At 70.6% G+C, this 24,334-nt stretch carries 23 protein-coding genes and 2 tRNA genes; 17 read left to right on the forward strand and 8 right to left on the reverse strand.

The window, feature by feature from the left end; translation table 11 throughout:
* Positions 1-7: 7 nt before the first annotated feature.
* The 5 genes from V5D56_RS03980 to rpmH form a co-directional block, all read right to left on the reverse strand.
* Positions 8-538, reverse strand: a complete 531-nt coding sequence (locus tag V5D56_RS03980; RefSeq protein WP_435737773.1) for a protein jag — start codon at positions 536-538, stop codon at positions 8-10.
* Between the two features lie 44 nt (positions 539-582).
* Positions 583-1,647, reverse strand: a complete 1,065-nt coding sequence (gene yidC, locus V5D56_RS03985) for a membrane protein insertase YidC (RefSeq protein WP_435737774.1) — start codon at positions 1,645-1,647, stop codon at positions 583-585.
* A 54-nt stretch (positions 1,648-1,701) separates the two neighbouring features.
* Positions 1,702-1,992 (reverse strand): membrane protein insertion efficiency factor YidD, encoded by a 291-nt coding sequence (gene yidD, locus V5D56_RS03990; protein ID WP_435738946.1) that lies wholly within the window; start codon positions 1,990-1,992, stop codon positions 1,702-1,704.
* A gap of 71 nt (positions 1,993-2,063) precedes the next feature.
* Positions 2,064-2,498, reverse strand: a complete 435-nt coding sequence (gene rnpA, locus V5D56_RS03995; RefSeq protein WP_435737775.1) for a ribonuclease P protein component — start codon at positions 2,496-2,498, stop codon at positions 2,064-2,066.
* Positions 2,437-2,574: a 50S ribosomal protein L34 gene (rpmH, locus tag V5D56_RS04000; protein WP_012880118.1), complete on the reverse strand. Its 138-nt coding sequence runs from the start codon at positions 2,572-2,574 to the stop codon at positions 2,437-2,439. Before rpmH ends, rnpA begins: the two co-directional genes overlap by 62 nt.
* Before the next feature lie 557 nt (positions 2,575-3,131).
* On the opposite strand from rpmH, the gene dnaA reads away from it, so the two are divergent.
* The 5 genes from dnaA to V5D56_RS04025 all read left to right on the forward strand — a co-directional run bounded on the left by dnaA (position 3,132) and on the right by V5D56_RS04025 (position 9,856).
* Positions 3,132-4,565 carry a chromosomal replication initiator protein DnaA gene (dnaA, locus tag V5D56_RS04005; RefSeq protein ID WP_435737776.1) on the forward strand — a complete coding sequence of 478 codons (1,434 nt, stop codon included), beginning with the start codon at positions 3,132-3,134 and terminating at the stop codon, positions 4,563-4,565.
* A 1,136-nt stretch (positions 4,566-5,701) separates the two neighbouring features.
* Positions 5,702-6,832, forward strand: coding sequence for a DNA polymerase III subunit beta (gene dnaN, locus V5D56_RS04010; protein WP_251152957.1), 1,131 nt, complete (start codon positions 5,702-5,704; stop codon positions 6,830-6,832).
* Positions 6,833-6,875: 43 nt separating this feature from the next.
* Positions 6,876-7,811 (forward strand): phosphogluconate dehydrogenase (NAD(+)-dependent, decarboxylating), encoded by a 936-nt coding sequence (gene gnd / locus V5D56_RS04015; RefSeq protein ID WP_435737777.1) that lies wholly within the window; start codon positions 6,876-6,878, stop codon positions 7,809-7,811.
* A 55-nt stretch (positions 7,812-7,866) separates the two neighbouring features.
* On the forward strand, positions 7,867-9,252 hold the full coding sequence (locus V5D56_RS04020) for a DNA replication/repair protein RecF (protein WP_435737778.1): 1,386 nt from the start codon (positions 7,867-7,869) through the stop codon (positions 9,250-9,252).
* Positions 9,239-9,856 (forward strand): DUF721 domain-containing protein, encoded by a 618-nt coding sequence (locus V5D56_RS04025; protein ID WP_435737779.1) that lies wholly within the window; start codon positions 9,239-9,241, stop codon positions 9,854-9,856. Before V5D56_RS04020 ends, V5D56_RS04025 begins: the two co-directional genes overlap by 14 nt.
* Before the next feature lie 88 nt (positions 9,857-9,944).
* Here V5D56_RS04025 and V5D56_RS04030 read toward each other — a convergent pair whose 3' ends face one another.
* On the reverse strand, positions 9,945-11,459 hold the full coding sequence (locus tag V5D56_RS04030; RefSeq protein ID WP_435737780.1) for a hypothetical protein: 1,515 nt from the start codon (positions 11,457-11,459) through the stop codon (positions 9,945-9,947).
* Between the two features lie 624 nt (positions 11,460-12,083).
* Between V5D56_RS04030 and gyrB the strand changes: the two genes are divergently transcribed.
* From gyrB to V5D56_RS04060, 6 genes are all read left to right on the forward strand, one after another.
* Positions 12,084-14,132, forward strand: coding sequence for a DNA topoisomerase (ATP-hydrolyzing) subunit B (gene gyrB / locus V5D56_RS04035; RefSeq protein ID WP_435738947.1), 2,049 nt, complete (start codon positions 12,084-12,086; stop codon positions 14,130-14,132).
* A gap of 210 nt (positions 14,133-14,342) precedes the next feature.
* Positions 14,343-16,958: a DNA gyrase subunit A gene (gyrA, locus tag V5D56_RS04040; RefSeq protein WP_435738948.1), complete on the forward strand. Its 2,616-nt coding sequence runs from the start codon at positions 14,343-14,345 to the stop codon at positions 16,956-16,958.
* On the forward strand, positions 16,955-17,869 hold the full coding sequence (locus V5D56_RS04045) for a DUF3566 domain-containing protein (RefSeq protein WP_435737781.1): 915 nt from the start codon (positions 16,955-16,957) through the stop codon (positions 17,867-17,869). Before gyrA ends, V5D56_RS04045 begins: the two co-directional genes overlap by 4 nt.
* A gap of 137 nt (positions 17,870-18,006) precedes the next feature.
* Positions 18,007-18,080 (forward strand) — tRNA-Ile (locus tag V5D56_RS04050).
* A 28-nt stretch (positions 18,081-18,108) separates the two neighbouring features.
* Positions 18,109-18,228, forward strand: coding sequence for a DLW-39 family protein (locus V5D56_RS04055; RefSeq protein WP_251152963.1), 120 nt, complete (start codon positions 18,109-18,111; stop codon positions 18,226-18,228).
* Between the two features lie 40 nt (positions 18,229-18,268).
* Positions 18,269-18,341, forward strand: a tRNA-Ala gene (locus V5D56_RS04060).
* A gap of 100 nt (positions 18,342-18,441) precedes the next feature.
* On the opposite strand, the gene V5D56_RS04065 is transcribed toward V5D56_RS04060, so the two are convergent.
* Positions 18,442-19,614 carry a hypothetical protein gene (locus tag V5D56_RS04065; protein WP_435737782.1) on the reverse strand — a complete coding sequence of 391 codons (1,173 nt, stop codon included), beginning with the start codon at positions 19,612-19,614 and terminating at the stop codon, positions 18,442-18,444.
* Between the two features lie 149 nt (positions 19,615-19,763).
* Here V5D56_RS04065 and V5D56_RS04070 point away from each other — a divergent pair, with 149 nt between their 5' ends.
* Complete coding sequence (locus V5D56_RS04070) at positions 19,764-20,303, forward strand: peptidylprolyl isomerase (RefSeq protein ID WP_435737783.1); 540 nt, start codon at positions 19,764-19,766, stop codon at positions 20,301-20,303.
* 203 nt (positions 20,304-20,506) lie between these two features.
* The gene (locus V5D56_RS04075) at positions 20,507-21,229 is read left to right on the forward strand and encodes a rhomboid family intramembrane serine protease (RefSeq protein ID WP_435737784.1); all 723 of its coding nucleotides are present in this window, start codon (positions 20,507-20,509) and stop codon (positions 21,227-21,229) included.
* Positions 21,230-21,324: 95 nt separating this feature from the next.
* On the opposite strand, the gene V5D56_RS04080 is transcribed toward V5D56_RS04075, so the two are convergent.
* Positions 21,325-21,579, reverse strand: coding sequence for a cell division protein CrgA (locus V5D56_RS04080; protein WP_435737785.1), 255 nt, complete (start codon positions 21,577-21,579; stop codon positions 21,325-21,327).
* 209 nt (positions 21,580-21,788) lie between these two features.
* Between V5D56_RS04080 and V5D56_RS04085 the strand changes: the two genes are divergently transcribed.
* From V5D56_RS04085 to V5D56_RS04100, 4 genes are read left to right on the forward strand one after another with little or no spacing between them, the layout of a single operon-like run.
* Positions 21,789-22,598 carry a DUF881 domain-containing protein gene (locus V5D56_RS04085; RefSeq protein ID WP_435737786.1) on the forward strand — a complete coding sequence of 270 codons (810 nt, stop codon included), beginning with the start codon at positions 21,789-21,791 and terminating at the stop codon, positions 22,596-22,598.
* Positions 22,595-23,374 carry a class E sortase gene (locus V5D56_RS04090; protein WP_435737787.1) on the forward strand — a complete coding sequence of 260 codons (780 nt, stop codon included), beginning with the start codon at positions 22,595-22,597 and terminating at the stop codon, positions 23,372-23,374. Before V5D56_RS04085 ends, V5D56_RS04090 begins: the two co-directional genes overlap by 4 nt.
* On the forward strand, positions 23,371-23,574 hold the full coding sequence (locus tag V5D56_RS04095) for a hypothetical protein (protein ID WP_435737788.1): 204 nt from the start codon (positions 23,371-23,373) through the stop codon (positions 23,572-23,574). Before V5D56_RS04090 ends, V5D56_RS04095 begins: the two co-directional genes overlap by 4 nt.
* Positions 23,571-24,221 carry an aminodeoxychorismate/anthranilate synthase component II gene (locus V5D56_RS04100; protein ID WP_435737789.1) on the forward strand — a complete coding sequence of 217 codons (651 nt, stop codon included), beginning with the start codon at positions 23,571-23,573 and terminating at the stop codon, positions 24,219-24,221. Before V5D56_RS04095 ends, V5D56_RS04100 begins: the two co-directional genes overlap by 4 nt.
* Positions 24,222-24,334 lie beyond the last annotated feature (113 nt).

Raw genomic sequence — 24,334 nt, forward strand, 5'->3', positions numbered from 1 at the left:
AATCGGACTACTGGGCGGGATGGATGACGACGTATCGCTGGGGCTCCGTACCCTCGGAGTCGCTGCGGAGACCGGCTGCCGCGACGGCGTCGTGCACGACCTTCCGCTCGAAGGCGTTGAGCGGTTCCATCGTCACCGAGGTGCCCGCATCGCGGACCCGAGCGATCGCGTCCTCTGCCAGCACGGTCAGCTCACGACGACGCTGCGCACGGAAGCCGGCGACGTCCAGCATCAGACGGCTCCGCTCTCCCGTCCGGGCCTGAACGGCGAGCCGTGTGAGCTCCTGAAGCGCCTCGAGCACCTCGCCGTCCTCGCCGACGAGGACACCGAGCTCGGAGTCGTCGTCCGCGACGATCTCGACCGCCGCACGGTCGTGCTCCACGTCGATGTCGATGTCCCCGCCGAGATCGGCGATATCGAGCAGCTCTTCCAGGTAGTCAGCCGCGATCTCACCCTCCTCCTCGAGACGGGTCGGCTGACGCGACGTCGTCTCCTCGGCGGTGGTGTCGTCGGGCACGGGGATATCGGTTGATGGCATACGAATGCTCCTCGGTGCGGCAGCGTCGCGCGACGGCGCGGGGTCTACTGCTTCTTCTTGGGCTTCTTCGCCGGCCCTGAGGCCGGGGGTTCACTCGGACCGTCGTCGACGACAGGAGCGTCCTCGATCGGGCTCTTCTGTCCGTTCGTCGCGGCGGACGGTCCAGACACCTGCGGTCGGGGCTTCTGCCGGTCCTTGCGCTTCGGCTGCTGCCGCTGCCCACGAGGCTGCTCGATGACCGGTGCCGCGTCCTCGACGATGCCCTTGGCGGCCTTCTTGCGGGCCTGACGCTCCTTGAGGAGACGCTCCGCCTCGGAGCCGGGCGCCGGCATGCGTCGGATCGTGTAGAACTGCTGGCCCATGGACCACAGGTTGGTGGTGGTCCAGTAGACGAGGACACCGACCGGGAAGTTGACACCGGAGACGGCGAAGATGAAGGGGAAGACGTAGAGCATCATCTTCTGCGTCGACGCCATCGGACCCTCGAGAGCGGCCTTCGGCATGTTCTTCATGGTGAGCTGACGCTGGGTGAAGAACGTCGTGGCACACATCGCGAGGATGAGGACGGCGATGACGATCTTCGCCTGCAGGTCGTCGGTCCGCAGGAAGACGTCGGAGAGGTTCGCACCGAACACCGACGAGCTCTCGATGTCGCTCGCCACCGCGGCGTTGATCGGCCCGATCGGGTCGTCCGAGCCGTCGGAGATCGGCACGAGACCGTTCAGCACCCGGAAGAGCGCGAAGAAGATCGGCGACTGCAGCAGGATCGGCATGCAGGACGCGAAGGGGTTCGTCCCGTGCTTGCGGTACAGCTCCATCGTCTCGCGGCTCATGGCCTCACGGGACGCCGGGTCCGACTTGCCCTTGTACTTCTTCTGGATCGCCTGCATCTCCGGCTGCAGCATCTGCATGCCGCGCGACGCCTTGATCTGCTTGAAGAAGAGCGGGATGAGCAGGATGCGGATGATGACGACGAGTCCGACGATCGACAGGACCCACGCAGGGCCCGGACCGTCGGAGAACCCCAGGAAGACGAGGCCCTGGTGGCACAGGTACATGATCCACGCCACGACCCACTCGATGGGGGCGAGGAACGCGAAGAAGTCCATCGGTGACTGCTCCCTAACCTTCTGACAAAGCTCGTGAATCGCCCTCTGCGGGGCTCAGGACTGGTGCGTGTGCGCGTCTCGTGCCGGCGGCACGTCGTCGACCCCGCCAAGGCTCCAGGGGTTGCAGCGGAGCAACCTCCAGAGAGCGAGGCCCGTGCCGCGCAGCGCACCATGCCGCTGGACGGCGGTCAGGGCGTACTGGGAGCAGGACGGGTAGTACTTGCAGGTGGGCCCGGTCATGGGCGAGATCACGGACTGGTACGCCCGGATCATCCCGATCAGGGCCAGTGCAGGAACACGGCGCAGGAGCTCGACGACCTTCGCCCCCCGGCGAGGTTCGTCCACCTCGGGGGTCGGGGAGTCGGGACCGTCGCCGACGGAGCCGGTCACCTGAGCGTCCCGAGTCGGAGTCGTGATCACGGCCGGGCGCTCTCGTGCTCGCGCCACCGGGAGACGGCCCGGTCGAGACCGCGGGCGACGTCCCGGTCGAGCTGCTCGAAGGTCGCCGACCCGGAGGCCGGGAGCGCTCGGACGACCGTCCGGCTGCGCGCCGGGAGCTCTGCGAGATGCGTCGCGACGACGGCACGCAGGCGGCGCTTGACAAGGTTGCGATGCACAGCGTTCCCCACCGCCTTGGATACGACAAAGCCGACCTGTGGCGCGTCGTCGCCCCGAGAGCCCTCGGAGAGATGCACGACCACGGTCGACCTGCCAGCACGCACGCCGCGGCGCACCGCCCGTTCGAAATCTACGGAACGGCGCAGTCGGTGCGCCGCGGGGAGCACGCGATCAGGCAGAGAGCTCGGTGCGGCCCTTGCGACGGCGGGCAGCCAGGATGGCGCGGCCGGCACGGGTCCGCATCCGCAGCCGGAAACCGTGGGTCTTCGCCCGGCGTCGGGTGTTCGGCTGGAAGGTCCGCTTGCTCACGAGGTACTCCAAGAACGTCGGGGAGGTACACCGTCTATGTCCTCGACGATGCAGTGACAGGCTCCGGTGGACCCTGTCGGTGTTCGGGTGGGGCTGACGAGCGGTTTCCCTCTCGTCGGCCGTCCTGGTGCGAGCAACACGTGGACCGTGTGCGGTGCGCTGGTCCTCCGCGACACGACTCGATCGCAGCTCGACCGGAGTTGCTCACGCGGGCGCGCAAAGAGCACCTGGAACGGCTGTATGACGCTACGCTGTCCGACCCGCTCAGGTCAAACCAGGCCGCGGCGGCCGGCGGCGTCGGGAAGCCACCGCCGGATCGTGCCTCGTCGGGCCTGTGGCCCGCGTCGTCGGGACGTCTTCGGGCGACGTCGAGCACCGGACCTTGACCTCGGCGCGTTGTCACGCTACGTAACCCACAGCCTGTGGACAACTATGTGGATGAGCCCATGACGTGGCACGATCGTCCTCAGCACCATCCCACCAGACACTCGTCGACCCTCGCCACTCGCGCCATCGTGACGCGCGGCCATCGCTCGTCGACGCACACCCTCGACCTCGTGAGGACACCGCCCGTGGCGAACCCGGCCGACAGCATCGCCGACGTCTGGGCGCAGACCCTGAGCATCCTCGAGGCGAGTCCGGACATCACCCCCCGGCAGATCGCGTTCATCCGGCTCGCGAAGCCGCTCGCGATCCTCGACGACACCGTGTTCATCGCCGTGCCGCACGAGCAGACCCGCACCTACCTCGAGACGAGGGTGCGCGACGAGCTGGTCACCGCGATGTCGTCCTGTCTCGGTCGGGACGTCCGCTTCGGCATCACCGTCGACCCGGAGCTGAGCTCCGAACCCGTCCTGGCGCCCGCCTCACGGCCTGCCGTCGAGCGCCCGTACGTCGATCCTGACGACGACCTCCCCGACCTGCCGCCACCACCGCCGCCTCGTCCACAGGCGGAGCCGAGCCGGCTCAACCCGAAGTACGTCTTCGAGACGTTCGTCATCGGCTCGTCCAACCGGTTCGCGCACGCCGCAGCCGTCGCGGTGGCCGAGGCGCCCGCCAAGGCGTACAACCCTCTCTTCATCTATGGCGACTCGGGTCTGGGCAAGACGCACCTCCTGCACGCGATCGGGCACTACGCCCACAACCTGTACCCCAACGTCCGCGTGCGGTACGTGAACTCCGAGGAGTTCACCAACGACTTCATCAACTCGATCGGTGAGGGCAAGGCGGGAGCGTTCCAGCGCCGCTACCGGGACGTCGACGTCCTCCTCATCGACGACATCCAGTTCCTGCAGGGCAAGGAACAGACGATGGAGGAGTTCTTCCACACGTTCAACGCCCTCCACAACGCGAACAAGCAGGTCGTCATCACGTCCGACCTGCCGCCCAAGCAGCTCAACGGGTTCGAGGACCGCCTGCGGTCCCGGTTCGAGTGGGGGCTCATCACCGACGTCCAGCCGCCGGACCTCGAGACGCGCATCGCCATCCTGCGCAAGAAGGCGAGCAGCGAGCGGCTCAACGCGCCCGACGACGTGCTGTCGTACATCGGTTCGCGCATCTCGACGAACATCCGCGAGCTCGAAGGCGCGCTGATCCGCGTCACCGCGTTCGCGAACCTCAACCGTCAGCAGGTCGACCTGCCGCTGGCGGAGATCGTCCTCAAGGACCTCATCACGGACGAGGACTCCGCCGAGATCACCCCGGCCGCGATCATCGCCCAGACCGCTGCCTATTTCGGCCTGACGATCGAGGACCTCTGCGGCAGCTCCCGCTCCCGGGTCCTCGTGACGGCCCGACAGATCGCCATGTACCTGTGCCGGGAGCTCACGGACCTCTCCCTGCCCAAGATCGGCCAGCAGTTCGGCGGCCGCGACCACACGACGGTCATGCACGCGAACCGCAAGATCACCGAGCAGATGGCGGAGCGGCGCTCGACCTACAACCAGGTCACGGAACTCACGAGCCGGATCAAGCAGCAGCACCGCGGCTGATCGTCCGCACGTACGCCACCGACCTGTCAGCGGGTGTCGCGCACCGACACCACCATCGCCGTGCGCTGCGTGCGTCAGTGCCCCCGTCGTCGGCCGAGTGCACCCCGCCGCGGCGTCCGCTCGTCGCGACCTCCTGCGCCCCGCACGCGCGACGCAGGCCCGCTCAGGCCCGCTCTGGCCCGCTCTGGCCCCAGCGCACGCCTCCCCGTGACCGACGTGACGCACGACATGGCCTCTGGCCGGGGCGCACACACACCCGACGGGCCACCTTTCCTGCGCGCCTCCGGCCGCCGCCACAGCGTCCCCGTCCGCCCGGCGCCGCCCGCGAATCTGGTCGAATCCCACCGAATCGGGTCGTTGTGCACACGGTGTGGGCAGAGATATCCACACCCGTCCACAGGAGACCTGTGGGCAACCGCATCGTTCGAACCAGAACGGTCACCGTGGACCACAACCGTGCCGTACCCACCCGAGCGGGGCAGGACAGGCCAGCTTTCCCACACCACGGTGTGGACGACCGCGCCCCGGCAGACGCTCGCTCTCGGGCAGGTGTGCACAGTTGTGCATCTCGCTGTGGATAACTGTGGACGACCGGCCTCAAGGTGTGGACGGACCACCTGTCGTCGGTGGACAGCGTGTGGGGAAAACCCGGCCGCCCACAGGGCGTGCGACTTTCCCACACTCTGCCCACGGCTCGGTCCACACCCAAAAACACGCCCTGACCTGCGGAAAGACACGTTCTCCACTGTTTGCACAACCCCTATGACGATGACGAACGATCTATCAGGGAGAAATATCGAGCGCCTTCATCAGGCTGGGGCGGCCGACGTGCCGGACCGTGTCATCGCCTGCCCAGACTGCTGCCCCCCACGATCCACAGCTGCTTCCACATCCACGCGCTCCCGGTTCCTCCCGAACGTCGTCCTCGCGTACTGTTCATGCTGGACAGGACGTCCTTCCCCACCCCGCCGACACGCCGACCGCACCATCCGGAGCACCGCGCACACCGCCGTCGAGCGGCGCGCGGGCAGCCCGGTCCTGACGCACAGGGCGGCCCGCCGAGGCACGGGCGAGCAGGGACGTCCGGCACGTGTGAAGATCAGTCCGATCTGGACGTGGGGACGAGAGGGTGTGGGATGAAGTTCCGGGTTGAGCGTGATGTCCTGGCCGACGCGGTGACCTGGACGGCGCGAACCCTGCCGACCCGTCCCCCGGCTCCGGTCCTCGCCGGCGTCCGTCTCGAGGCGGACGCCTCGGGCACGATCGGTCTCTCGAGCTTCGACTACGAGGTGTCCGCGCGCTCGGAGATCCCCGCCGAGGTGAGCGAGCCGGGCACGGTCCTCGTCTCGGGGCGCCTGCTGGCCGAGATCTCCCGTGCGCTCCCGGCGAAGCCCGTCGACGTCGTCCTCGAGGGCACGAAGGTCATCGTGACGTGCGGTGCGAGCCGGTTCACGCTCCTGACGATGCCGGTCGAGGAGTACCCCGCCCTCCCCGCGATGCCCGAGCTGACCGGCACCGTCTCCGGTGACGAGCTCACGCACGCGGTGGCCCAGGTCACCGTCGCCGCGAGCCGCGACGACACGCTGCCCCTGCTCACGGGCGTCCGCGTGGAGATCGAGGGCGAGCGCATCACGCTGCTCGCGACCGACCGCTACCGCCTGGCGCTGCGCGAGCTCACCTGGACGCCGGTCACCCCGAGCTACTCGGCGGTCGCGCTGGTGCGCGCGCGCACGCTCAACGACGTCGCGAAGTCCCTCGGCGGCTCGGGCCTCGTGAACGTCGGTCTGAACACGGGCGCCGGCGTCGACCTCATCGGCTTCGAGGCGGGCGGTCGGCACACGACCTCGCAGCTCGTCGACGGTGACTACCCGGCCGTGCGCCGCCTCTTCCCGGACGAGACGCCGATCCACGCCGTCGTCCCCACAGCCCCGCTCATCGACGCGGCCAAGCGCGTCTCGCTGGTCGCCGAGCGCAACACCCCGATCCGCCTGTCGTTCACGGACGGTCAGGTGGTCCTCGACGCCGGCCAGGGCGACGACGCGCAGGCCTCCGAGGCGCTCGAGGCCGTGCTCGTCGGCGAGGAGATCTCGGTGGCGTTCAACCCGCAGTTCCTGCTCGACGGACTGGGCGCCCTCGGCACGGACTTCGTCCGTCTGAGCTTCACGCACCCGAACAAGCCGGTGGAGTTCACGGGCCAGGAGTCCTTGGACGGCGAGGACTCGTCCGCCTACCGCTACCTGCTCGTCCCCATCCGCTTCGCCGGCTGAGGCAACCGCCCGACAGCGCACCACACGCACCCGGAGGACTCGCATGGTCACCCGCATCGGACTCGTCGGCCTGGGCAAGATGGGCAACAACATGCGTGAGCGTGTCCGCGCCGCGGGCATCGAGGTCACCGGCTACGACCCGCGGCCCGAGGTCTCGGACGTCGCGTCGCTGCACGACCTGGTCGCAGCCCTGCCGACCGACGGTCCGCGCATCGTCTGGGTGATGGTCCCCGCGGGCGACCCGACCCGCGGCGTCGTCACGGAGCTGGGCGAGCTCCTCGGCGAGGGCGACATCGTCATCGAGGGCGGGAACTCGTACTACCAGGAGGACCAGGCGAGGGCCGCAGAGCTGGCCGAGAAGGGCGTCGGCTATCTCGACGTCGGTGTGTCCGGCGGCGTGTGGGGCCTGGAGAACGGCTACGGCCTCATGGTCGGCGGCGAGAAGGAGCTCGTCGAGACCGTGATGCCGGTGTTCGACGCCCTGCGCCCGGACGGCCCGCGCGAGGAGGGCTTCGTCCACTCCGGCGGTGTCGGTGCGGGCCACTTCGCGAAGATGGTCCACAACGGCATCGAGTACGGCCTCATGCAGGCCTACGCGGAGGGCTACGAGCTCCTCGCCGCGAAGGACCTCGTCACCGACGTGCACGGCACGATGAAGGCGTGGACGCGCGGCACGGTCGTCCGCTCCTGGCTGCTCGACCTCTTCGTCAAGGCGCTCGAGGAGGACCCGCAGCTCACCGCGATCGACGACTGGGTCGACGACTCGGGCGAGGGCCGATGGACCGTCGACGAGGCGATCGACAACGCGGTCCCGCTGCCGGTCATCTCGTCCGCGCTCTTCGCCCGGTTCGCGTCGCGCCAGGACCAGTCCCCCGCGCTCAAGGCGGTGGCGGCCCTGCGTCAGCAGTTCGGCGGCCACGCCGTCAAGGCGGCCGGCCCGGCGTCCCCCGGTGCGGGCCCGCTCGAGCCGCCCGCCTGACCGCGCGGTCTCGCGACGCCCGGCCGGACCCCGACGAGCACCACCCGAGAAGCACATGTACGTCTCCCACCTGTCCCTCGTCGACTTCCGCTCCTACGAGACGGTCGACGTCGAGCTCGAGCCGGGCGTGAACGCCCTGGTCGGGCCCAACGGGCAGGGCAAGACCAACCTCGTGGAGGCCATCGGGTACGTGGCGACGCTCTCGAGCCACCGGGTCGCGGGCGACGTCGCCCTCGTGCGAGCGGGCGCGCCGCGCGCGGTCGTGCGCACCCGTGTGGTGCGCGGCGACCGCGCGAGCACCGTCGAGATCGAGCTCAACCCCGGCAAGGCCAACCGGGCGCGCATCAACCGCTCCCCTGCCGCCCGCCCCCGCGACGTCCTAGGTGTCGTCCGCACGGTCCTCTTCGCGCCGGAGGACCTCGCGCTCGTCAAGGGCGACCCCGACGGTCGGCGCCGTTTCCTCGACCAGCTCGCCGTCCTCCTCGTGCCTCGCGTGTCGGCGCTCCTCGCCGACTACGACCGGGTCCTGCGCCAGCGCGGCGCGCTGCTGAAGTCCGCGTCCGCTCTCAGAGGGCGCGGTCGAGGCCGCGCGCCTCGCGCGCCGGAGCCTCCCGTGCCCGACGACGGTGCGGAGGTCTCGCCGGCAGGTGGCACGGAGGCAGCCCTCGCCACCCTGGACGTGTGGGACACGCGTCTCGCGAGCCTCGGTGCCGAGATCACCGCGCTGCGGCTCCAGCTCGTCGCCGCGCTCACGCCGTACGTCGCGCACGCGTACGAGCAGGTGAGCGCCGGACAGGGCGAGGCGCTCGTCGCCTACCGCTCGTCGGTCGACGAGGCGCTCGGCGACGCGGTGCCGGCGTCCGACGGCACGCGGGCACCGACGGACGCCCCTGCCGCGGGTTCGGCAGACCACGACGACGCGGCCGCACCACCCCCGGGAGGTGAGCCGGCTCCGGGAGGCGACGGTCCGGCGTCGGGCATCCCGGACGTGCCGACGCTGGAGAAGCGCATGCTGGACGCCATGCGCGAGGTGCGGGCGAAGGAGATCGAGCGAGGGGTGAACCTCGTGGGTCCGCACCGCGACGACCTCGTCCTGACCCTCGGAGGGCTGCCCGCCAAGGGGTATGCGAGCCACGGGGAGTCGTGGTCGTTCGCTCTCGCGCTGCGTCTCGCGTCCTACCGCCTGCTCAAGGACGGTGCCCCGGCCGGGCTCGACTCGCTCCTGTGGGCGGACCAGTGGGGGCCCGACGGCGAGCCCGTCCTCGTGCTCGACGACGTGTTCGCCGAGCTCGACGCGCGACGCCGCGACCGCCTCGCCGAGCTCGTCGCGGGGGCGGGGCAGGTCATCATCACCGCGGCCGTGGCCGAGGACGTCCCGGCGGTGCTCGACGGCGCGCGCTTCGCCGTCCAGGACGGGACGGTGACCCGTGTCGACGCCTGAGGACGAGACCCGGCCGTCGCAGGGCGACACCGAACCCACCGGCCGCGATCGGCACGACGACGACCGCGAGCCACGGGCGACCGGGGTACCCGTCGGTCACGTCGTCGATCTGACGCCGCCCGCGGAGGTCGCGCGTCAGGCGCTCAACCGGGCGAAGGCGGCCGCACGAGCCAAGGGCCTGCGGCCCGGTCAGGAGCCGCGTCGTCGGATCCTGGCGGACTCGCCGACGTCAGGAGCGCGCCCGAGCGGGCGGGACCCCCAGCTGCTGTCGGACGTCCTGGCGCACCTGCTGCGAGAGCGTGACTGGGTCGCGGACGTGTCCGTCGGCGGCGTGATCGGCCGCTGGCGGCAGGTGGTCGGCGACCAGGTCGCCGACCACTGCGAGCCCGAGACGTTCGAGGACAAGGTCCTGGTGGTGCGCGCCGACTCGACGGCCTGGGCCACCCAGGTGCGGCTCCTCGTCCCCCGACTGCTCGAGCGGCTGGCGCAGGAGGTCGGCGAGGGCGTCGTCGAGAGCGTGACGGTGCTGGGCCCGGCCGGACCGAGCTTTCGGCGCGGGAAGCGCGCCGTCCGCGGGCCCGGGCCGCGCGACACCTGGGGCTGAGCGCAGGGAACGGCGGAGGCCCGCCGCGACGACTGTCGCGACGGGCCTCCGGGGTTCGACCGGTCTCGGCCTGGGCGTGGGCCGGAGATCAGGCCAGCACGCGACGGCGGAGCCAGAACACGAGCGCGCCGCCCGCGACGAGCAGGACCGCGAACGTGGCGGCGCCCGCGACCGTCGCACCCGTCGAGGCGAGCTGGTCGTCGTCGCTCACGAGCGTGGCGTCCTCGGCGGCGACCGGGGCCACCGGCGGGTTCGCGCACTCGCTCGACGCCGGCGGGTACTCGACGATGGTCTGGTACGACGGGTTGACCTCGAACTTCACCTGGACGCCCTCACGCGTCCACGCGAAGTTGCCCTCGGTCTGCGTGTACGAGCCGTCCTCGTTGCGGACGTACCCGGGCCACTGCTTGGGCTCGGTCGCGGACGCGCCCGGCCACAGGATGCTGCCGGACAGCGGCTGGTTCTCCACGACGTAGTTCTCACCGCCGCGGGGGTGCAGGAACGTGATCGTCAGCGGGGTGTCACCGTCGGCCTCGACGCCCTCGGGCAGCGCGACCGCGTAGCCCAGGTACGGGACGTCGGACTCGCAGACGGCCTCGATCGCACCGGGGATCAGGGCGCACTCCTCCTCCGTGGGCAGGAGCTCCTCGGCCGGGTAGAGCACACCCTCGTCCGTGACGGTGTATCCGGCGAGGTCGTCGCCGAAGACCCGACCCTCGGTCGGGGTCGCGAGGACCCCGGCCTCCGTGACGAGGTACGTCACGTCCTCGGTGTTCTCGGGGGCGACGAGGTCCTTCGAGTGCGCGCCGCACACCGTGACCTCTGCGGGTGCCACGGGGACGACGGTCTCCGGCTCGTCGACCTCATCGACGGGCGGTGCGGGAGGTGTCGCGCACTCCTCGGCCGACGGCAGCGTGATCCCGAGCTCGGAGAGCTCCTGGTGCGTCCAGTCGACGAGGCGACCGTCCATCGACGTCCCGTCGGGGTATGTGATGGTCGGAGGCATCGTGTAGTCGTCCGGCCCGCCGCGCAGGAGGTCCTGCTGGATGCCCCAGCCGCGGCACAGGTCGACGTCCTCGAGCAGGTCGGTCTCGGGGAGCTCCGTGTACCAGTGCTGGTCGTTCTTGAGCTCGTCCTCGGGCAGGACGAGCGTCTTGGTCGCGAGGAGCTCCTGCTTGCCGGAGTTCTCCCAGGCGGCGTTCTTCGTCGCGTCGAGCTTCGGGTACAGATAGATGCCCACCTGGACCTCCTCGCCCTCGTCGCCTTCGGCCGGCGGGCAGGCCGTCGTCGAGCCCTTGTCGGACCAGTCGAACCGGTCCTCGTCGGAGGCGTCGACGGAGACGGTCCACGCGTGGCCGGTCGATCCGTCGAGCGGGAACGACTTCTCGTAGCTGCGGCCGAACTGGTCATCGGCGAGCGTCTTCCCGTCGACGACGACGGTGACCCTGTTGCCACTCTTCGCGTAGTAGCTCAGGTCGATGTCGAGCGAGTCGCACTCGGCCACCACGACGGGGGTGTGGGCCGAGGCGGGGGCGGCGGTGGCGACGAGCAGCCCGCCGAGGGCGAGCGCCGTGGTCATGGCGCCCGCGAGGAATCTCTTCACTGGGGGAGGTGTCCCTTCGGGGTGGGGCCGACCGCTTCGCCGCGGTCGACGTGCACAAGAGGATCGTGTGTGGTAGTCAACCACCTTCCGCGCAAAAAGCCGATTCCCCCAGATACCTCATGAGCGATCGCGAAACGGGCAGCGGGGAGGGATCGGATCCTCCTCCGCACGGCACGCTCGGAGGTCCGCCGGAGAGCCGCTGCGACAGTGCACAGACTCCTGTGGGCAAGCCTGTGGACAACGATGTGGAGAAAGTCCGCACGCAGGATGCGGAGACGGCCGCGAACCTGCGCACGAGCTGTCCCCAGGAGGCCGAAGATCCGCGGTTTTCGGCTCCTTCCGGGTAGACTGGGAGGGTCATTCCGGGTCGTCTCACCGACCGTCCACGCAGCCCTCTGCCGAGGTCGCCGCCGGCCACCGCCGGTACCGCGTTCGTGCAAGGGACAGCGGCGTCGACGGCCGGTCGGGGGCCCGGAACCTATGAGCCGTCGACGACCGTCCTGCAGCGGGATTCGGCCGGATCCTGGCCGGATCCGCGCCCGCGCCCGCCGCGGCAGCCGTCGTCGCGCGCGACGACGAGGAGCAGTACTGCCCGTGGCAGATCACACCGACACCGCCCAGCCCGTGTCCGCGGCACCCGCCGACGGAGCACCTCCCGCAGGCGGTGGCTACGACGCGAGCAACATCACCGTCCTCGAAGGTCTCGAGGCGGTCCGCAAGCGTCCGGGGATGTACATCGGCTCGACGGGTGAACGAGGGCTCCACCACCTGGTGTACGAGGTTGTGGACAACTCTGTGGACGAAGCCCTCGCGGGGCACGCGGACACCATCGACGTGACACTTCTGGCAGACGGAGGTGTACGAGTCGTCGACAACGGTCGAGGGATCCCTGTCGCCATCCACCCGACGGAGGGGAAGCCGACGGTCGAGGTCGTCATGACGATCCTCCACGCCGGCGGGAAGTTCGGCGGCGGCGGCTATGCGGTGTCCGGTGGTCTGCACGGCGTCGGCATCTCGGTGGTCAACGCGCTCTCCCGCCACGTCGTGACCGAGGTGCGGCGTGACGGCTACTCGTGGCGCCAGGAGTTCGGCGACGGTGGCAAGCCGCTCACCGGCCTCGAGCGCGGCGAGCCCACGACCGCCACGGGCACCACGCAGACCTTCTGGGCCGACCCGGAGATCTTCGAGACCACCGAGTTCGACTTCGAGACGCTGCGCGCCCGGTTCCAGCAGATGGCCTTCCTCAACAAGGGACTGCGCATCAACCTGACCGACGAGCGTCCCGCGCATCTCGACACGGGCGACGAGGTCACGGGTGCGGACTCCGAGGACGCGGCAGAGGGCTCGAGCGAGGCTCCTGCACCGAAGGCCCGGACCGTGTCGTACAAGTACGACGGCGGCCTCGTGGACTATGTGAAGCACCTCAACTCTGCGAAGAAGGTCGAGCTCGTCCACCCCGACGTCATCGACTTCGAGTCCGAGGACACCGAGCGGCGCATCTCGGTCGAGATCGCGATGCAGTGGACCGGGTCGTACTCGGAGTCCGTGCACACCTACGCGAACACCATCTCGACGACCGAGGGCGGCACGCACGAGGAGGGCTTCCGCGCGGCCATGACGTCCCTCGTCAACCGCTACGCGCGGGACAAGGGCATCCTCAAGGAGAAGGACGACAACCTCACGGGAGACGACATCCGCGAGGGGCTGACCGCCGTCGTCTCCGTGAAGCTCGGCGAGCCGCAGTTCGAGGGCCAGACCAAGACGAAGCTCGGCAACACCGAGGCGAAGACGTTCGTCCAGCGCGTGGTCAACGAGCGGCTGGTCGACTGGTTCGACTCGCACCCGACCGAGGGCCGCGACGTCATCCGCAAGGCGATCCAGGCGTCGCAGGCGCGCCTCGCCGCCCGCAAGGCGCGCGAGGCCACGCGCCGCAAGGGGCTCCTCGAGTCCGGCGGCATGCCGGGCAAGCTGCGCGACTGCCAGTCGAACCGCGCCGAGGAGTGCGAGATCTTCATCGTGGAGGGCGACTCGGCGGGCGGCTCCGCCGTGCGCGGGCGCAACCCCGACAAGCAGGCGATCCTCCCGATCCGAGGCAAGATCCTCAACGTCGAGCGCGCGCGCCTCGACCGGGCCCTGTCCAACCAGGAGGTCCAGTCGATCATCACGGCGTTCGGCACCGGGATCGGTGAGGACTTCGACCTCACCAAGCTGCGGTACCACAAGATCGTGCTCATGGCCGACGCCGACGTCGACGGCCAGCACATCGCGACGCTCCTGCTCACGCTGCTGTTCCGCTACATGCGGCCCCTCATCGAGAACGGCCACGTGTACCTCGCGCAGCCGCCGCTGTACCGGCTCAAGTGGTCCAACGCGCCGCACGACTACGTGTACTCGGACCGGGAGCGCGACGCGTTCCTCACGCAGGGGCAGGCCGCGGGCAAGCGGATCCCCAAGGAGAACGGGATCCAGCGTTACAAGGGCCTCGGCGAGATGGACTACTCCGAGCTGTGGGACACCACGATGGACCCGGAGCACCGGACGCTCAACCAGGTGACGCTGGACGACGCCGCCGCCGCGGACGAGATCTTCTCCGTCCTGATGGGCGAGGACGTCGAGTCGCGACGCAACTTCATCCAGCGCAACGCCAAGGACGTGCGTTTCCTTGACATCTGAGCCGCTGGTCGAGGGTGCGGGTGTGTGCCGGGCCGCCCCTCCGGCCCCGGTCCGGCACGATCGCGCGGGCGGCGCACCCCGCGCGGTGGCGGCCATGACACGGCGCACGGCGACAGCAGCACGACGAGAAGACGACGAACGAGGTAGATCGTGACCGACGAGCAGAACCCCGAGATCGAGCCCACGGTCCCCGGCGACGGGGCCGAGGCGATCGTGCACTCCGACGGGACGGCCGTCGCGGTGCACCACGGGCGCATCGAGCAGGTGGACCTGCAGCTCGAGATGCAGCGGTCGTACCTCGACTACGCGATGAGCGTCATCGTCGGGCGTGCGCTGCCCGACGTGCGTGACGGGCTCAAGCCCGTGCACCGGCGCGTGCTGTACGCGATGTACGACGGCGGCTACCGGCCGGACCGGTCGTTCTCGAAGTGCTCGCGCGTCGTCGGCGACGTGATGGGCAAGTTCCACCCGCACGGCGACACCGCGATCTACGACGCGCTCGTACGTCTCGTCCAGGACTGGTCGCTGCGGTACCCGCTCGTCGCGGGCCAGGGGAACTTCGGCTCGCCGGGCAACGACCCGGCTGCCGCCCCGCGGTACACCGAGTGCCGGATGGCGCCGCTGGCCATGGAGATGGTCCGGGACATCGACAAGGACACGGTCGACTTCCAGGACAACTACGACGGCCGCACGCAGGAGCCGGCGGTCCTGCCGGCCCGGTTCCCGAACCTGCTGGTCAACGGGTCGGCGGGCATCGCCGTCGGCATGGCGACGAACATCCCGCCGCACAACCTGCGCGAGGTCGCCGAGGGCGTGCAGTGGCACCTCGACCACCCCGAGGCGAGCCGCGAGGAGCTCCTCGCGGCGCTCCTGCTGCGGATCAAGGGCCCGGACTTCCCCACGGGCGCCACGATCCTCGGGCACAAGGGCATCGAGGAGGCGTACCGCACGGGGCGCGGCTCCGTGACGATGCGCGCGGTCGTCAACGTGGAGGAGATCCAGGGGCGGATCTGCCTGGTCGTCACGGAGCTGCCGTACCAGGTCAACCCCGACAACCTCGCCGCGAAGATCGCGGACCTCGTCAAGGAGGGCCGCGTGCAGGGCATCGCGGACATCCGCGACGAGACGTCGGGCCGCACCGGGCAGCGCCTCGTCGTCGTGCTCAAGCGCGACGCCGTCGCCAAGGTCGTCCTCAACAACCTGTACAAGCACACGCAGCTCCAGGACACGTTCGGCGCGAACATGCTGGCGCTGGTCGACGGCGTGCCGCGCACGCTGAGCCTCGACGCGTTCATCCGGCACTGGACGGCGCACCAGCTCGACGTGGTCGTGCGGCGCACGCAGTACATGCTGCGCGAGGCCGAGAAGCAGATCCACATCTACCGCGGGTACCTCAAGGCGCTCGACGCGCTCGACGAGGTCATCGCGCTCATCCGTCGCTCGCCCGACGCGGACCAGGCCCGCGAGGGCCTCATGGCGCTCCTCGACGTGGACGAGATCCAGGCGACGGCGATCCTCAACATGCAGCTGCGCCGGCTCGCCGCGCTGCAGCGCCAGGAGATCATCGACCAGCACGACAAGCTCCAGCGCGAGATCCTGGAGTACGAGGCGATCCTCGCGTCGCCGGAGCGCCAGCGACAGATCGTCGGCGACGAGCTGCGCGAGATCGTGGACCGGTACGGTGACGAGCGCAGGACGACGATCCTGCCGTTCGACGGCGAGGTCTCGATCGAGGACCTCATCGCCGAGGAGGAGATGGTCGTCACGATCACGCGCGGCGGGTACGCCAAGCGGACCCGCAGCGACAACTACCGGTCGCAGCGCCGTGGTGGCAAGGGCGTCCGGGGGACGCAGCTGCGCGAGGACGACATCGTCGACCACTTCTTCGTCACGACGACGCACCACTGGCTGCTGTTCTTCACGAACCTCGGCCGTGTCTACCGGGCGAAGGCGTACGAGCTGCCCGAGGGCGGCCGTGACGCCAAGGGGCAGCACGTCGCAAACCTCCTCGCGTTCCAGCCGGGAGAGAAGATCGCCCAGGTGCTCGACCTGCGCGACTACGCCGCGGCGGAGTACCTCGTGCTCGCCACGCGTCGCGGCCTCGTGAAGAAGACCCGGCTCACCGAGTACGACTCGCCCCGTTCGGGCGGTCTCATCGCGATCAACCTGCGCGAGGACGAGTCGGGCGCTCCGGACGAGCTCGTCTCGGCGCGTCTCGTGGACTCGACGGACGACCTCATCCTCGTCTCGCGCAAGGGCCAGTCGATCCGCTTCACCGCGGACGACGACGCGCTCCGACCGATGGGTCGCGCGACGTCGGGCGTCACGGGCATGAAGTTCCGCGAGGAGGACGAGCTGCTCTCGGCGGACGTCGTCGAGGAGGGCGCAGACCTGTTCGTCGTGACCGAGGGGGGCTTCGCCAAGCGCACCCGGCTCGACGAGTACCGCGTCCAGGGACGCGGCGGTCTGGGCATCAAGGTCGCCAACCTCGTCGAGGCTCGTGGAGATCTTGTGGGAGCACTGGTCACGGAGTCCGACGACGAGGTCCTCGTCATCATGGAGCGGGGGAAGATCGTCCGGTCGGCAGTCGACGAGGTCAACCTCACCGGGCGCAACACCCAGGGAGTGACGTTCGCGAAGCCGGACAAGGGGGACCGCATCATCGCCGTCGCCCGGAACGTCGAGCGTCGTCTCGGGGAGGATCGGGATACCGTGGGCGAGGAGAGCACGTCGAACGACTCCGCCCCGGAGACCGACCAGAGCGCCACGGCCGAGGAGGCCGGTGGGACCGACACGGCGCACGGAACCACCGAGGAAGCCAGATGAGCACCGAGAACAACGCACCGCCGGCGATCACGCCGAGGCTGACCGTGGCACGCCCTGACGCGAGCACCCCGCCTCCGCCTCCGCCCCCGCCCGCCCCTGCGGAGAGCAACGGCACCTCGGGCAACGGGACCTCCGGCACCGCGGGCAACGGCTCCCCGCGGAACGACGGTCCGTCGGAGGGCATGGAGGTCGCGTCCGGCGAGAGCCGCGTCGCGGTGGCCCGGGCCGGTGCCGTGAAGGCCGCCGCCGCGGCGATCGCCGCGGCGAAGTCCGCGGCAAAGAAGGTGTCCGCGTCCGTGCCGGCCGCTCCCCCGGAGACCGCGCACGACGACGAGATCGACGATCGGACGGTGAAGCGCGTGACCACGACGTCTGCTGCCGCGTCGGTGGGTGCCGCCGCGCCGGCCACGGCGACGAACGGCTCCCCCACGGGCTCCTCGTCGATGCACTACTCCGCAGCCGGGGTCACCGGCACCGCGAGCCCGGTCACCGGGGCGACCCCTGCGGCGTCGCCCGCGACGGGCGCGACCCCGACGGTCCGGCACGACGGGCCCCGTCGCGTGCGGCTGTCGGTCTCCCGCGTCGACCCGTGGTCGGCCATGAAGCTCGGGTTCCTGCTCGCGGTCGCGATCGGCATCATGACCGTCGTGGCGACCGCGGTCGTCTGGTACGTCCTCGACGGGATGATGGTCTTCCAGAAGGTGCAGGACTTCGTCACGCAGATCGCGGGCGAGGAGAGCAACGTCGACATGCTGCAGTTCGTCGAGTTCGGACGCGTCATCTCTGTCGCGACCCTGCTCGGCGTCGTGAACGTGGTGATCATCACGGCCCTGTCGACGATCATGGCGTTCCTGTACAACATCGTCGCTGCTCTCGTCGGTGGCGTGCACCTGACGTTGACGGACGACTGACGCTCGAGCGCTCCGACGGGGCGTCCCGGCCCGGCCTCGGTTTGGGCCTCCGGCGCCCCGTGGGGTAATCTCAAGCGCTGCCTGCGTGCGGAGCAGCTCCTGACCTGGTGTCGGAGCCTGCGTCGTCGCCGGCGAACGGGCCTATAGCTCAGACGGTTAGAGCGCTTCCCTGATAAGGAAGAGGTCAGAGGTTCAAGTCCTCTTAGGCCCACTGCCGAACCCACTCGAGGGGGAACGTGATGAAGAAGCTCCTGGTCCTTCTGCTCGCCGCCGGCGCCGGCTACCTCCTGTGGCGCAAGTACTCGGAGGACAACGCCGAACGCGATCTGTGGGCAGAGGTCACCGACACGTTCGAGTGAGTCCGCGGCTCGACACCTCCGGTCCTCGGCCGGACGTCCCGGGGCCATGGCGCAATTGGTAGCGCACCTGCTTTGCAAGCAGGGGGTTGGGGGTTCGAGTCCCCCTGGCTCCACGTTCTGAACAGCACGAAGGCCCCGCACCTCACGGTGCGGGGCCTTCGTCGTCCTCCTCCCCGGGACGGCGGGTGCACCGCCACCCCGGGGAACTGGACGTCAGACGTCGTCGGCCTTGTCCGCGGCGTCCTGCCCCTTGGCCTCGGCGGCCTCGCGGGCCTTCTTCGCCGCCTGCTCGACGTGCTCCGCCGCCTTGTCGGCGTCGCCGCCGGCGGTGGACTCCGTCGTGTCGGACGGGACGGCCGACGCCGTGCCGGTGGCGTTCTTCGCGGCGCCGCCGCGCGGGCGGCTGGTCGCCTTCTTGGCGGCCTCCTTGGCGTCGCCCACGGCACCGGTCACCCGGTCGCTGACGTCGTCGCGTACCTCGGCGGCACGCTCGGAGAGCTTGTCGGTCGCCTCGCGTCCCTTGGCGACGGCGGTGCCCGCCGCCTCCCCGAGCGTCTCGGCGGCGTCGCCCACGGCGTGGCGGGCGTCGCCCACGACGTCGTCGAACCGCACCTGCTGCTCCTCCTGCTCCCAGGGCTCGGCCCAGGGGTCTGTGGTGGGCTGTGCGCGGCGGTAGAGGACGTAGCCGACGCCCGCGGCAGTGACGCCACCGGCGATCCACCACAGCGTCTTGCCCTTGCTGCCCGACGCGTCGCTCTCCGCGGCCTTCTTGCTCGCCTTGTCAGCGACCTCGGCCAGCTTCTTGCTCGCCTTGTCGGCGGCCTTGTCGGCAGCCTTCGCCGCCTTCTTGCCCGCCTTGCCCGACGACTTCTTCGCCTGCTTGGCGGCCTCCTCGGCGGCCTTCTTCGCCTGCTTCGCGAGCTTGCGCCCCTTCCTGCCGCTGGCTGCCGCCGCAGCGGCGCTCGCCGCAGCCGTGGCGGCCGCGGCGTCGTCGGCGGCGCGCTGCGCGGCCTCGGAGGCACTGGCCGCCGCGGCGTTGAAGCTGGCGACGATCCTCGGCAGCACGTCGTCGACGATCTTGTCGTGCGCGGTGTCGATGACCGGCGACGCCTTGTCGGCGGCCTTCTCGACGCGCGGTGCGGCAGCCTGGATGCTGTCCTGCCACGCCTTCTCGACGCGCGGCTGCAGCCATTCGAGGAACGCCTCGACCTTCGGGGTGCTCCACTCCTTCGCGTGGACCGCCGCGTCCTTCGCCTGGTCCGCGAGCTGGATCGCCGCGCTCTGCGCCGATGCGGCGGCGACGGCCGCCTGGTCCTTGATCTTCTCGGTGTCCAGCGAGTCGATCGTCTCCTTGATCGGGCTGGACCCTGAGCGAGAACGAGTCATGCGCGCTCCTCGGGTGTCGTCGTCCGGGTGGACGAGTGGTGGAAGGTCACGATTCCGCCCACTCTGCCACCAGCGGGGCGCGCCCGCGAGATGTCCCGGGCGTCGGGGTCCGACGGGTACCGCGCGGGTCTCGTGGGAAGATGGTGGGCATGTTCGCAACCCTTCACACGACCGCTGGTGACATCCGGATCGAGCTCCTGCCGAACCACGCCCCGAAGACGGTGGCGAACTTCGTCGGGCTCGCCCAGGGCACGAAGTCCTGGTCCGACCCCCGCACCGGCGCCGAGCGCACGGAGCCGTTCTACGACGGCCTGATCTTCCACCGGGTGATCTCCGACTTCATGATCCAGGGCGGCTGCCCGCTCGGGACCGGCACCGGTGGCCCGGGCTACACGTTCAACGACGAGATCCACCCCGAGCTCCAGTTCGACAAGCCGTACCTGCTGGCCATGGCCAACGCGGGGCTCCGCCGCAACCCTGTCACGGGCGACGTCGAGGGGACCAACGGGTCGCAGTTCTTCATCTCGACCATCCCGACGCCGTGGCTCAACGGCAAGCACACGATCTTCGGCACCGTCGCGGACGACGCGTCGCGCGCCGTCGTCGACGGGATCAACAACACCCCGACGCGTCCCGGCGACCGCCCGCAGGAGGACATCGTCATCAGCTCCGTCACCATCGAGGACTGACCATCTCGCAGCCACCGGTACCCCCGGGTCCCCCGGGGCCTCCCGCGTACGGGACGGCCGGGCCGCACGACGGCCCCGCCGTCCCGCCCGTGTGCCCGCGCCACCCCGACCGCGTCTCCTACGTCCGCTGCCAACGGTGCGGTCGGCCGACGTGCCCCGAGTGCCAGCGGCCTGCGGCCGTCGGGATCCAGTGCGTCGACTGCGTGCGCGACGCGTCGCGCAACGCGCCGGAGCCGCGCACGGTGCTCGGCGGGAAGGTGCGCGGCGGTCCGCCGGTCGTGACGTTCACGATCATCGGGCTGTGCGTGGTCAGCTGGATCCTGCAGCTCGTGACCGGTGGCGAGTGGACCCGGATGCTGGCGTTCGCGCCGGTCGTGGGCGAGCAGGACCCGTACCGCTTCCTCACGGCGGCTTTCCTGCACTCGACCAGCCCCGTCCACATCCTGTTCAACATGTACGCCCTGTGGATCACCGGGCCGTTCCTCGAGCAGATGCTGGGGCGTTGGCGGTTCACGGCGTTGTACCTGCTGTCGGCCCTCGGTGGCTCGGTCGGCTACCTCGTGCTCGCCGGCGGACCCGCCGAGCAGGCCTGGTACACGGCCGTCGTCGGCGCCTCCGGGGCCGTCTTCGGGCTCTTCGGCGCGATCCTGCTCGTCCTGCGCCGCACGGGGCGCAACGCGATGCAGATCGTCGTCCTCATCGGCATCAACTTCGCGATCGGGCTGTTCTTCCCCGGGATCGCGTGGCAGGCGCACCTCGGCGGACTGGTCGTCGGCGTGCTGCTCGGGCTCGCGTACGCGTACGCGCCGAAGGCGCAGCGCACGCTCGTCTCGGTGGGCGCGACGGCGTTCGTCACCCTCGCGCTGATCCTCACGGCGTGGCTGACGTACCGGTCCGTCGCACTCCCCGCAGGGCTGGTCGGCTGACCCTCACACGGTTGTCCACAGGGTTGTTCACAGGTGTGGAACGAACTACGTGTGTGTCATTCCGTCGCAGCCCGCGGCCCGCGGCCCGCTGGTCGCTACTTCCAGCGGGTGGTGAGCGCGAACCCCGCGATGATGAACGCGAACCCGACGCCGAGGTTCCAGGCACCGAGCGCGGGGATCGGCAGCTGCGCGGAGCCGCTGAGGTAGAACAGCACGATCCACGCGAGACCCACGAGCATCAGCGTGAGCATGGTCGGGACGAGCCAGCGCGGGTTCCCCGTGTCGGGCTTGGGCTGGCGGGGCTCGCGGGCCGGGCGCGCCGGCTTCTTGCGGGACTTCGACTCGGGCACGAGGGATGGCTCCTGTCCTGGTGGTTCCTGCCGCCGTCGTGCAGGAACCGTGCGTGGCTCGGGTGGACGTCGTCGACGGGCGGTCGCGGTCCGGGGCTCTTGCCCGGGTCGCGACAGTCGTCCCGTCCGTGGACGGCGTTCGTCGTCTAGCGTAGTGGGCGCACACAATAGACCACGCCACCGCACCCCGGCGCAGGAAGGAAGGGCGCATGAGCACCGAGCATCCCCCGGCCGTTGCGCCCTCGCGCGCCCGGCGCTGGCGGTCCGCGCTGACCGTCGCCTTCGTGCTGGCCCTCGCCGGCCTGATGTTCACGGCGAGCGCGCGCCTCGCGCGCGGCGAGGAGAGCCGGCACCCGGAGAACCTCGCCCAGCTCGTGGACCGCGAGTCCGATCGCGTCGCCGACCTCGCGGCCCAGGTGGACGCGCTCGACGACGAGATCGCCTCGCCCTCGGCGGCCGACCCGGCCTCCGGCGCGGTCGACCCCGGGCTCGCGAGCCGGTCCGGGGTCGCCGCGGGCACCGTCGCGGTCAGCGGTCCGGGCGTCTCGGTCATGCTCGACGACGCGCCGCCCGAGGGGAGCTACCCCGCGTCGATCCGTCCGGACGACCTCGTGGTGCACCAGCAGGACATCCAGGCCGTCGTCAACGCCCTGTGGGCAGGCGGCGCCGAGGCGATGACCCTCCAGGGCCAGCGCGTCACCGCGACGTCCGCGTTCCGGTGCGCCGGCAACATCCTGCTCCTCCACGGTCGCGTCTACTCGCCGCCGTACGTGGTGGAGGCCGTCGGGGACCCGCAGCAGCTCCGTGCCGCGCTCGACCGCTCGGACCGGATCGACATCTACCAGGAGTACGTCGACGCCGTGAACCTCGGGTGGGCGGTCGACGACCACGACCGGATCGACATGCCGCGCTACGAGGGCGCGCTCGAGCTGAAGTACGCGCGCTCGTCCTCGCCGACGTCCGTCCCGGACGACGCCACGCAGACGGACGAGGACCGGCCCGCCGAGGTCGCCCCGTGAGCACCGCCACGGCACCACCGATCCGACACCGCTCCGGCGGGAGGTCGCGTCGGGGTGGCCCGGTCTCCGCCGTCGTCGGCGTGGTGGGCGAGCTTCTCATCACCCTGGGGGTGCTGCTCGGCCTCTACGTGGTGTGGCAGCTCTGGTGGACCGACGTGCAGGCCGACCGCGAGCAGGCGCAGATCCTCGCCGAACTCGACGCGCCGGTCCCGGACGCGGACGACGTCGCGGTCCAGGTGCGCCGGGACGCGCCGCCCGTCATGGAGCCGCCGGCCGCCGGCGAGGTCTTCGGCACGCTGCACGTCCCGCGCTGGGACGACGCCGTCATGCCGATCGCGGAGGGCACCGACAAACGGGCGATCCTCGACAAGGCGATGGCGGGCCACTACCCCGAGACCGTCATGCCGGGGGACGTGGGCAACTTCGCGCTCGCCGGCCACCGCATGACCTACGGCGCGATCTTCCACCGCGCCGAGGAGCTGCAGGTCGGGGACCCGATCGTCGTCGAGGCGGACGACACCTGGTACGTGTACCGCGTGACGCACATGCAGGCCGTCGAGCCGGACCAGGTCGAGGCCGTCGCCCCGGTCCCGTGGGAGCCCGGCGTGGAGCCCACCGAGCGGTACCTGACGCTCACGACGTGCCACCCCATCGGGCTCAACTCGCTCCAGGCGCGCTTCATCGTCAACGCGAAGCTCGACTACTGGCTGCCCGTCGCGGACGGCACGCCGCCCGACCTCGTGGGCCAGACCGCACCGACCGACGGGAGCGCATGATGTACGGAGCGCTGTGGCGCGTCCTGCCGGGGCCCGCGTGGGTCCGGGTGCTCCTGCTGCTCGTCCTCGCGGCCGCCGTCGTGCTGGTGTGCTTCGAGTGGCTGTTCCCCATCGTCGCCGAGCGCATGCCGTTCAACGACCCCAACGTCCAGACGGGCGCCGTCGGCATCCCGGCAGAGGCAGGAGAGACCCCGAGATGACCCGCATCCTCGTCGTCGACAACTACGACTCGTTCGTCTACACGATCGTCGGTTACCTCGACCAGCTCGGCGCGCAGACCGTCGTCGTGCGCAACGACGCCGTCCCGGAGCCCGACGCCGACGGCGTCTTCCGGGACACCGACGGCACGCCCTTCGACGGCGTGCTCGTCTCCCCCGGCCCCGGGACGCCCAAGGAGGCCGGCCAGAGCGAGCAGGTCATCCGGGCGTGCGCCGCGTCGCGCACGCCGATGCTCGGCGTGTGCCTGGGCCACCAGGCTCTCGCCGAGGTCTACGGCGCGACCGTCACGCACGCCCCCGAGCTCATGCACGGCAAGACGAGCCTGGTCGAGCACGACGGCGCCGGGGTCCTCGGCGGCCTGCCCGAGCCGTTCACCGCCACGCGGTACCACTCGCTCGCCGTCGTGCGGGAGACCGTCCCGGGCGTGCTCGAGGTGACGGCGCAGACCGCAGGCGGCGTCGTCATGGGTCTGCAGCACCGCGACCTGCCGCTGCACGGCGTCCAGTTCCACCCGGAGTCCGTGCTCACCGAGGGCGGGCACCGCCTGCTCGCGAACTGGCTCGAGGCGTGCGGTCTCGACGGCGCCGTCGAGCGGTCCGCGGGCATGGCACCGCTCGTGCGGCAGTAGCCCCGCCCGCTCGGGCCGGACCCGAGCGGCTCCCCACCGTGCACGACGGCGGCCCCTCACCTCGCGAGGTGAGGGGCCGCCGTCGTGGTGCGTGCTCCAGGCGCGGCGCGGTG

The organism is Cellulosimicrobium sp. PMB13, assembly GCF_051294865.1.
GTDB lineage: Bacteria > Actinomycetota > Actinomycetes > Actinomycetales > Cellulomonadaceae > Cellulosimicrobium.

Excerpts from the sequence above, each read along its gene's own strand:
- V5D56_RS04055 (WP_251152963.1), top strand. The coding sequence starts at position 18,109 with ATGAAGAAGCTCCTGGTCCTTCTGCTCGCCGCCGGCGCCGGCTACCTC.
- V5D56_RS04020 (WP_435737778.1), top strand. The coding sequence starts at position 7,867 with ATGTACGTCTCCCACCTGTCCCTCGTCGACTTCCGCTCCTACGAGACG.
- V5D56_RS04045 (WP_435737781.1), top strand. The coding sequence starts at position 16,955 with ATGAGCACCGAGAACAACGCACCGCCGGCGATCACGCCGAGGCTGACC.
- dnaN (WP_251152957.1), top strand. The coding sequence starts at position 5,702 with ATGAAGTTCCGGGTTGAGCGTGATGTCCTGGCCGACGCGGTGACCTGG.
- V5D56_RS04065 (WP_435737782.1), bottom strand. The coding sequence starts at position 19,614 with ATGACTCGTTCTCGCTCAGGGTCCAGCCCGATCAAGGAGACGATCGAC.
- V5D56_RS04095 (WP_435737788.1), top strand. The coding sequence starts at position 23,371 with ATGATGTACGGAGCGCTGTGGCGCGTCCTGCCGGGGCCCGCGTGGGTC.
- V5D56_RS04100 (WP_435737789.1), top strand. The coding sequence starts at position 23,571 with ATGACCCGCATCCTCGTCGTCGACAACTACGACTCGTTCGTCTACACG.
- gnd (WP_435737777.1), top strand. The coding sequence starts at position 6,876 with ATGGTCACCCGCATCGGACTCGTCGGCCTGGGCAAGATGGGCAACAAC.
- V5D56_RS04085 (WP_435737786.1), top strand. The coding sequence starts at position 21,789 with ATGAGCACCGAGCATCCCCCGGCCGTTGCGCCCTCGCGCGCCCGGCGC.
- V5D56_RS03980 (WP_435737773.1), bottom strand. The coding sequence starts at position 538 with ATGCCATCAACCGATATCCCCGTGCCCGACGACACCACCGCCGAGGAG.
- yidC (WP_435737774.1), bottom strand. The coding sequence starts at position 1,647 with ATGGACTTCTTCGCGTTCCTCGCCCCCATCGAGTGGGTCGTGGCGTGG.
- V5D56_RS04070 (WP_435737783.1), top strand. The coding sequence starts at position 19,764 with ATGTTCGCAACCCTTCACACGACCGCTGGTGACATCCGGATCGAGCTC.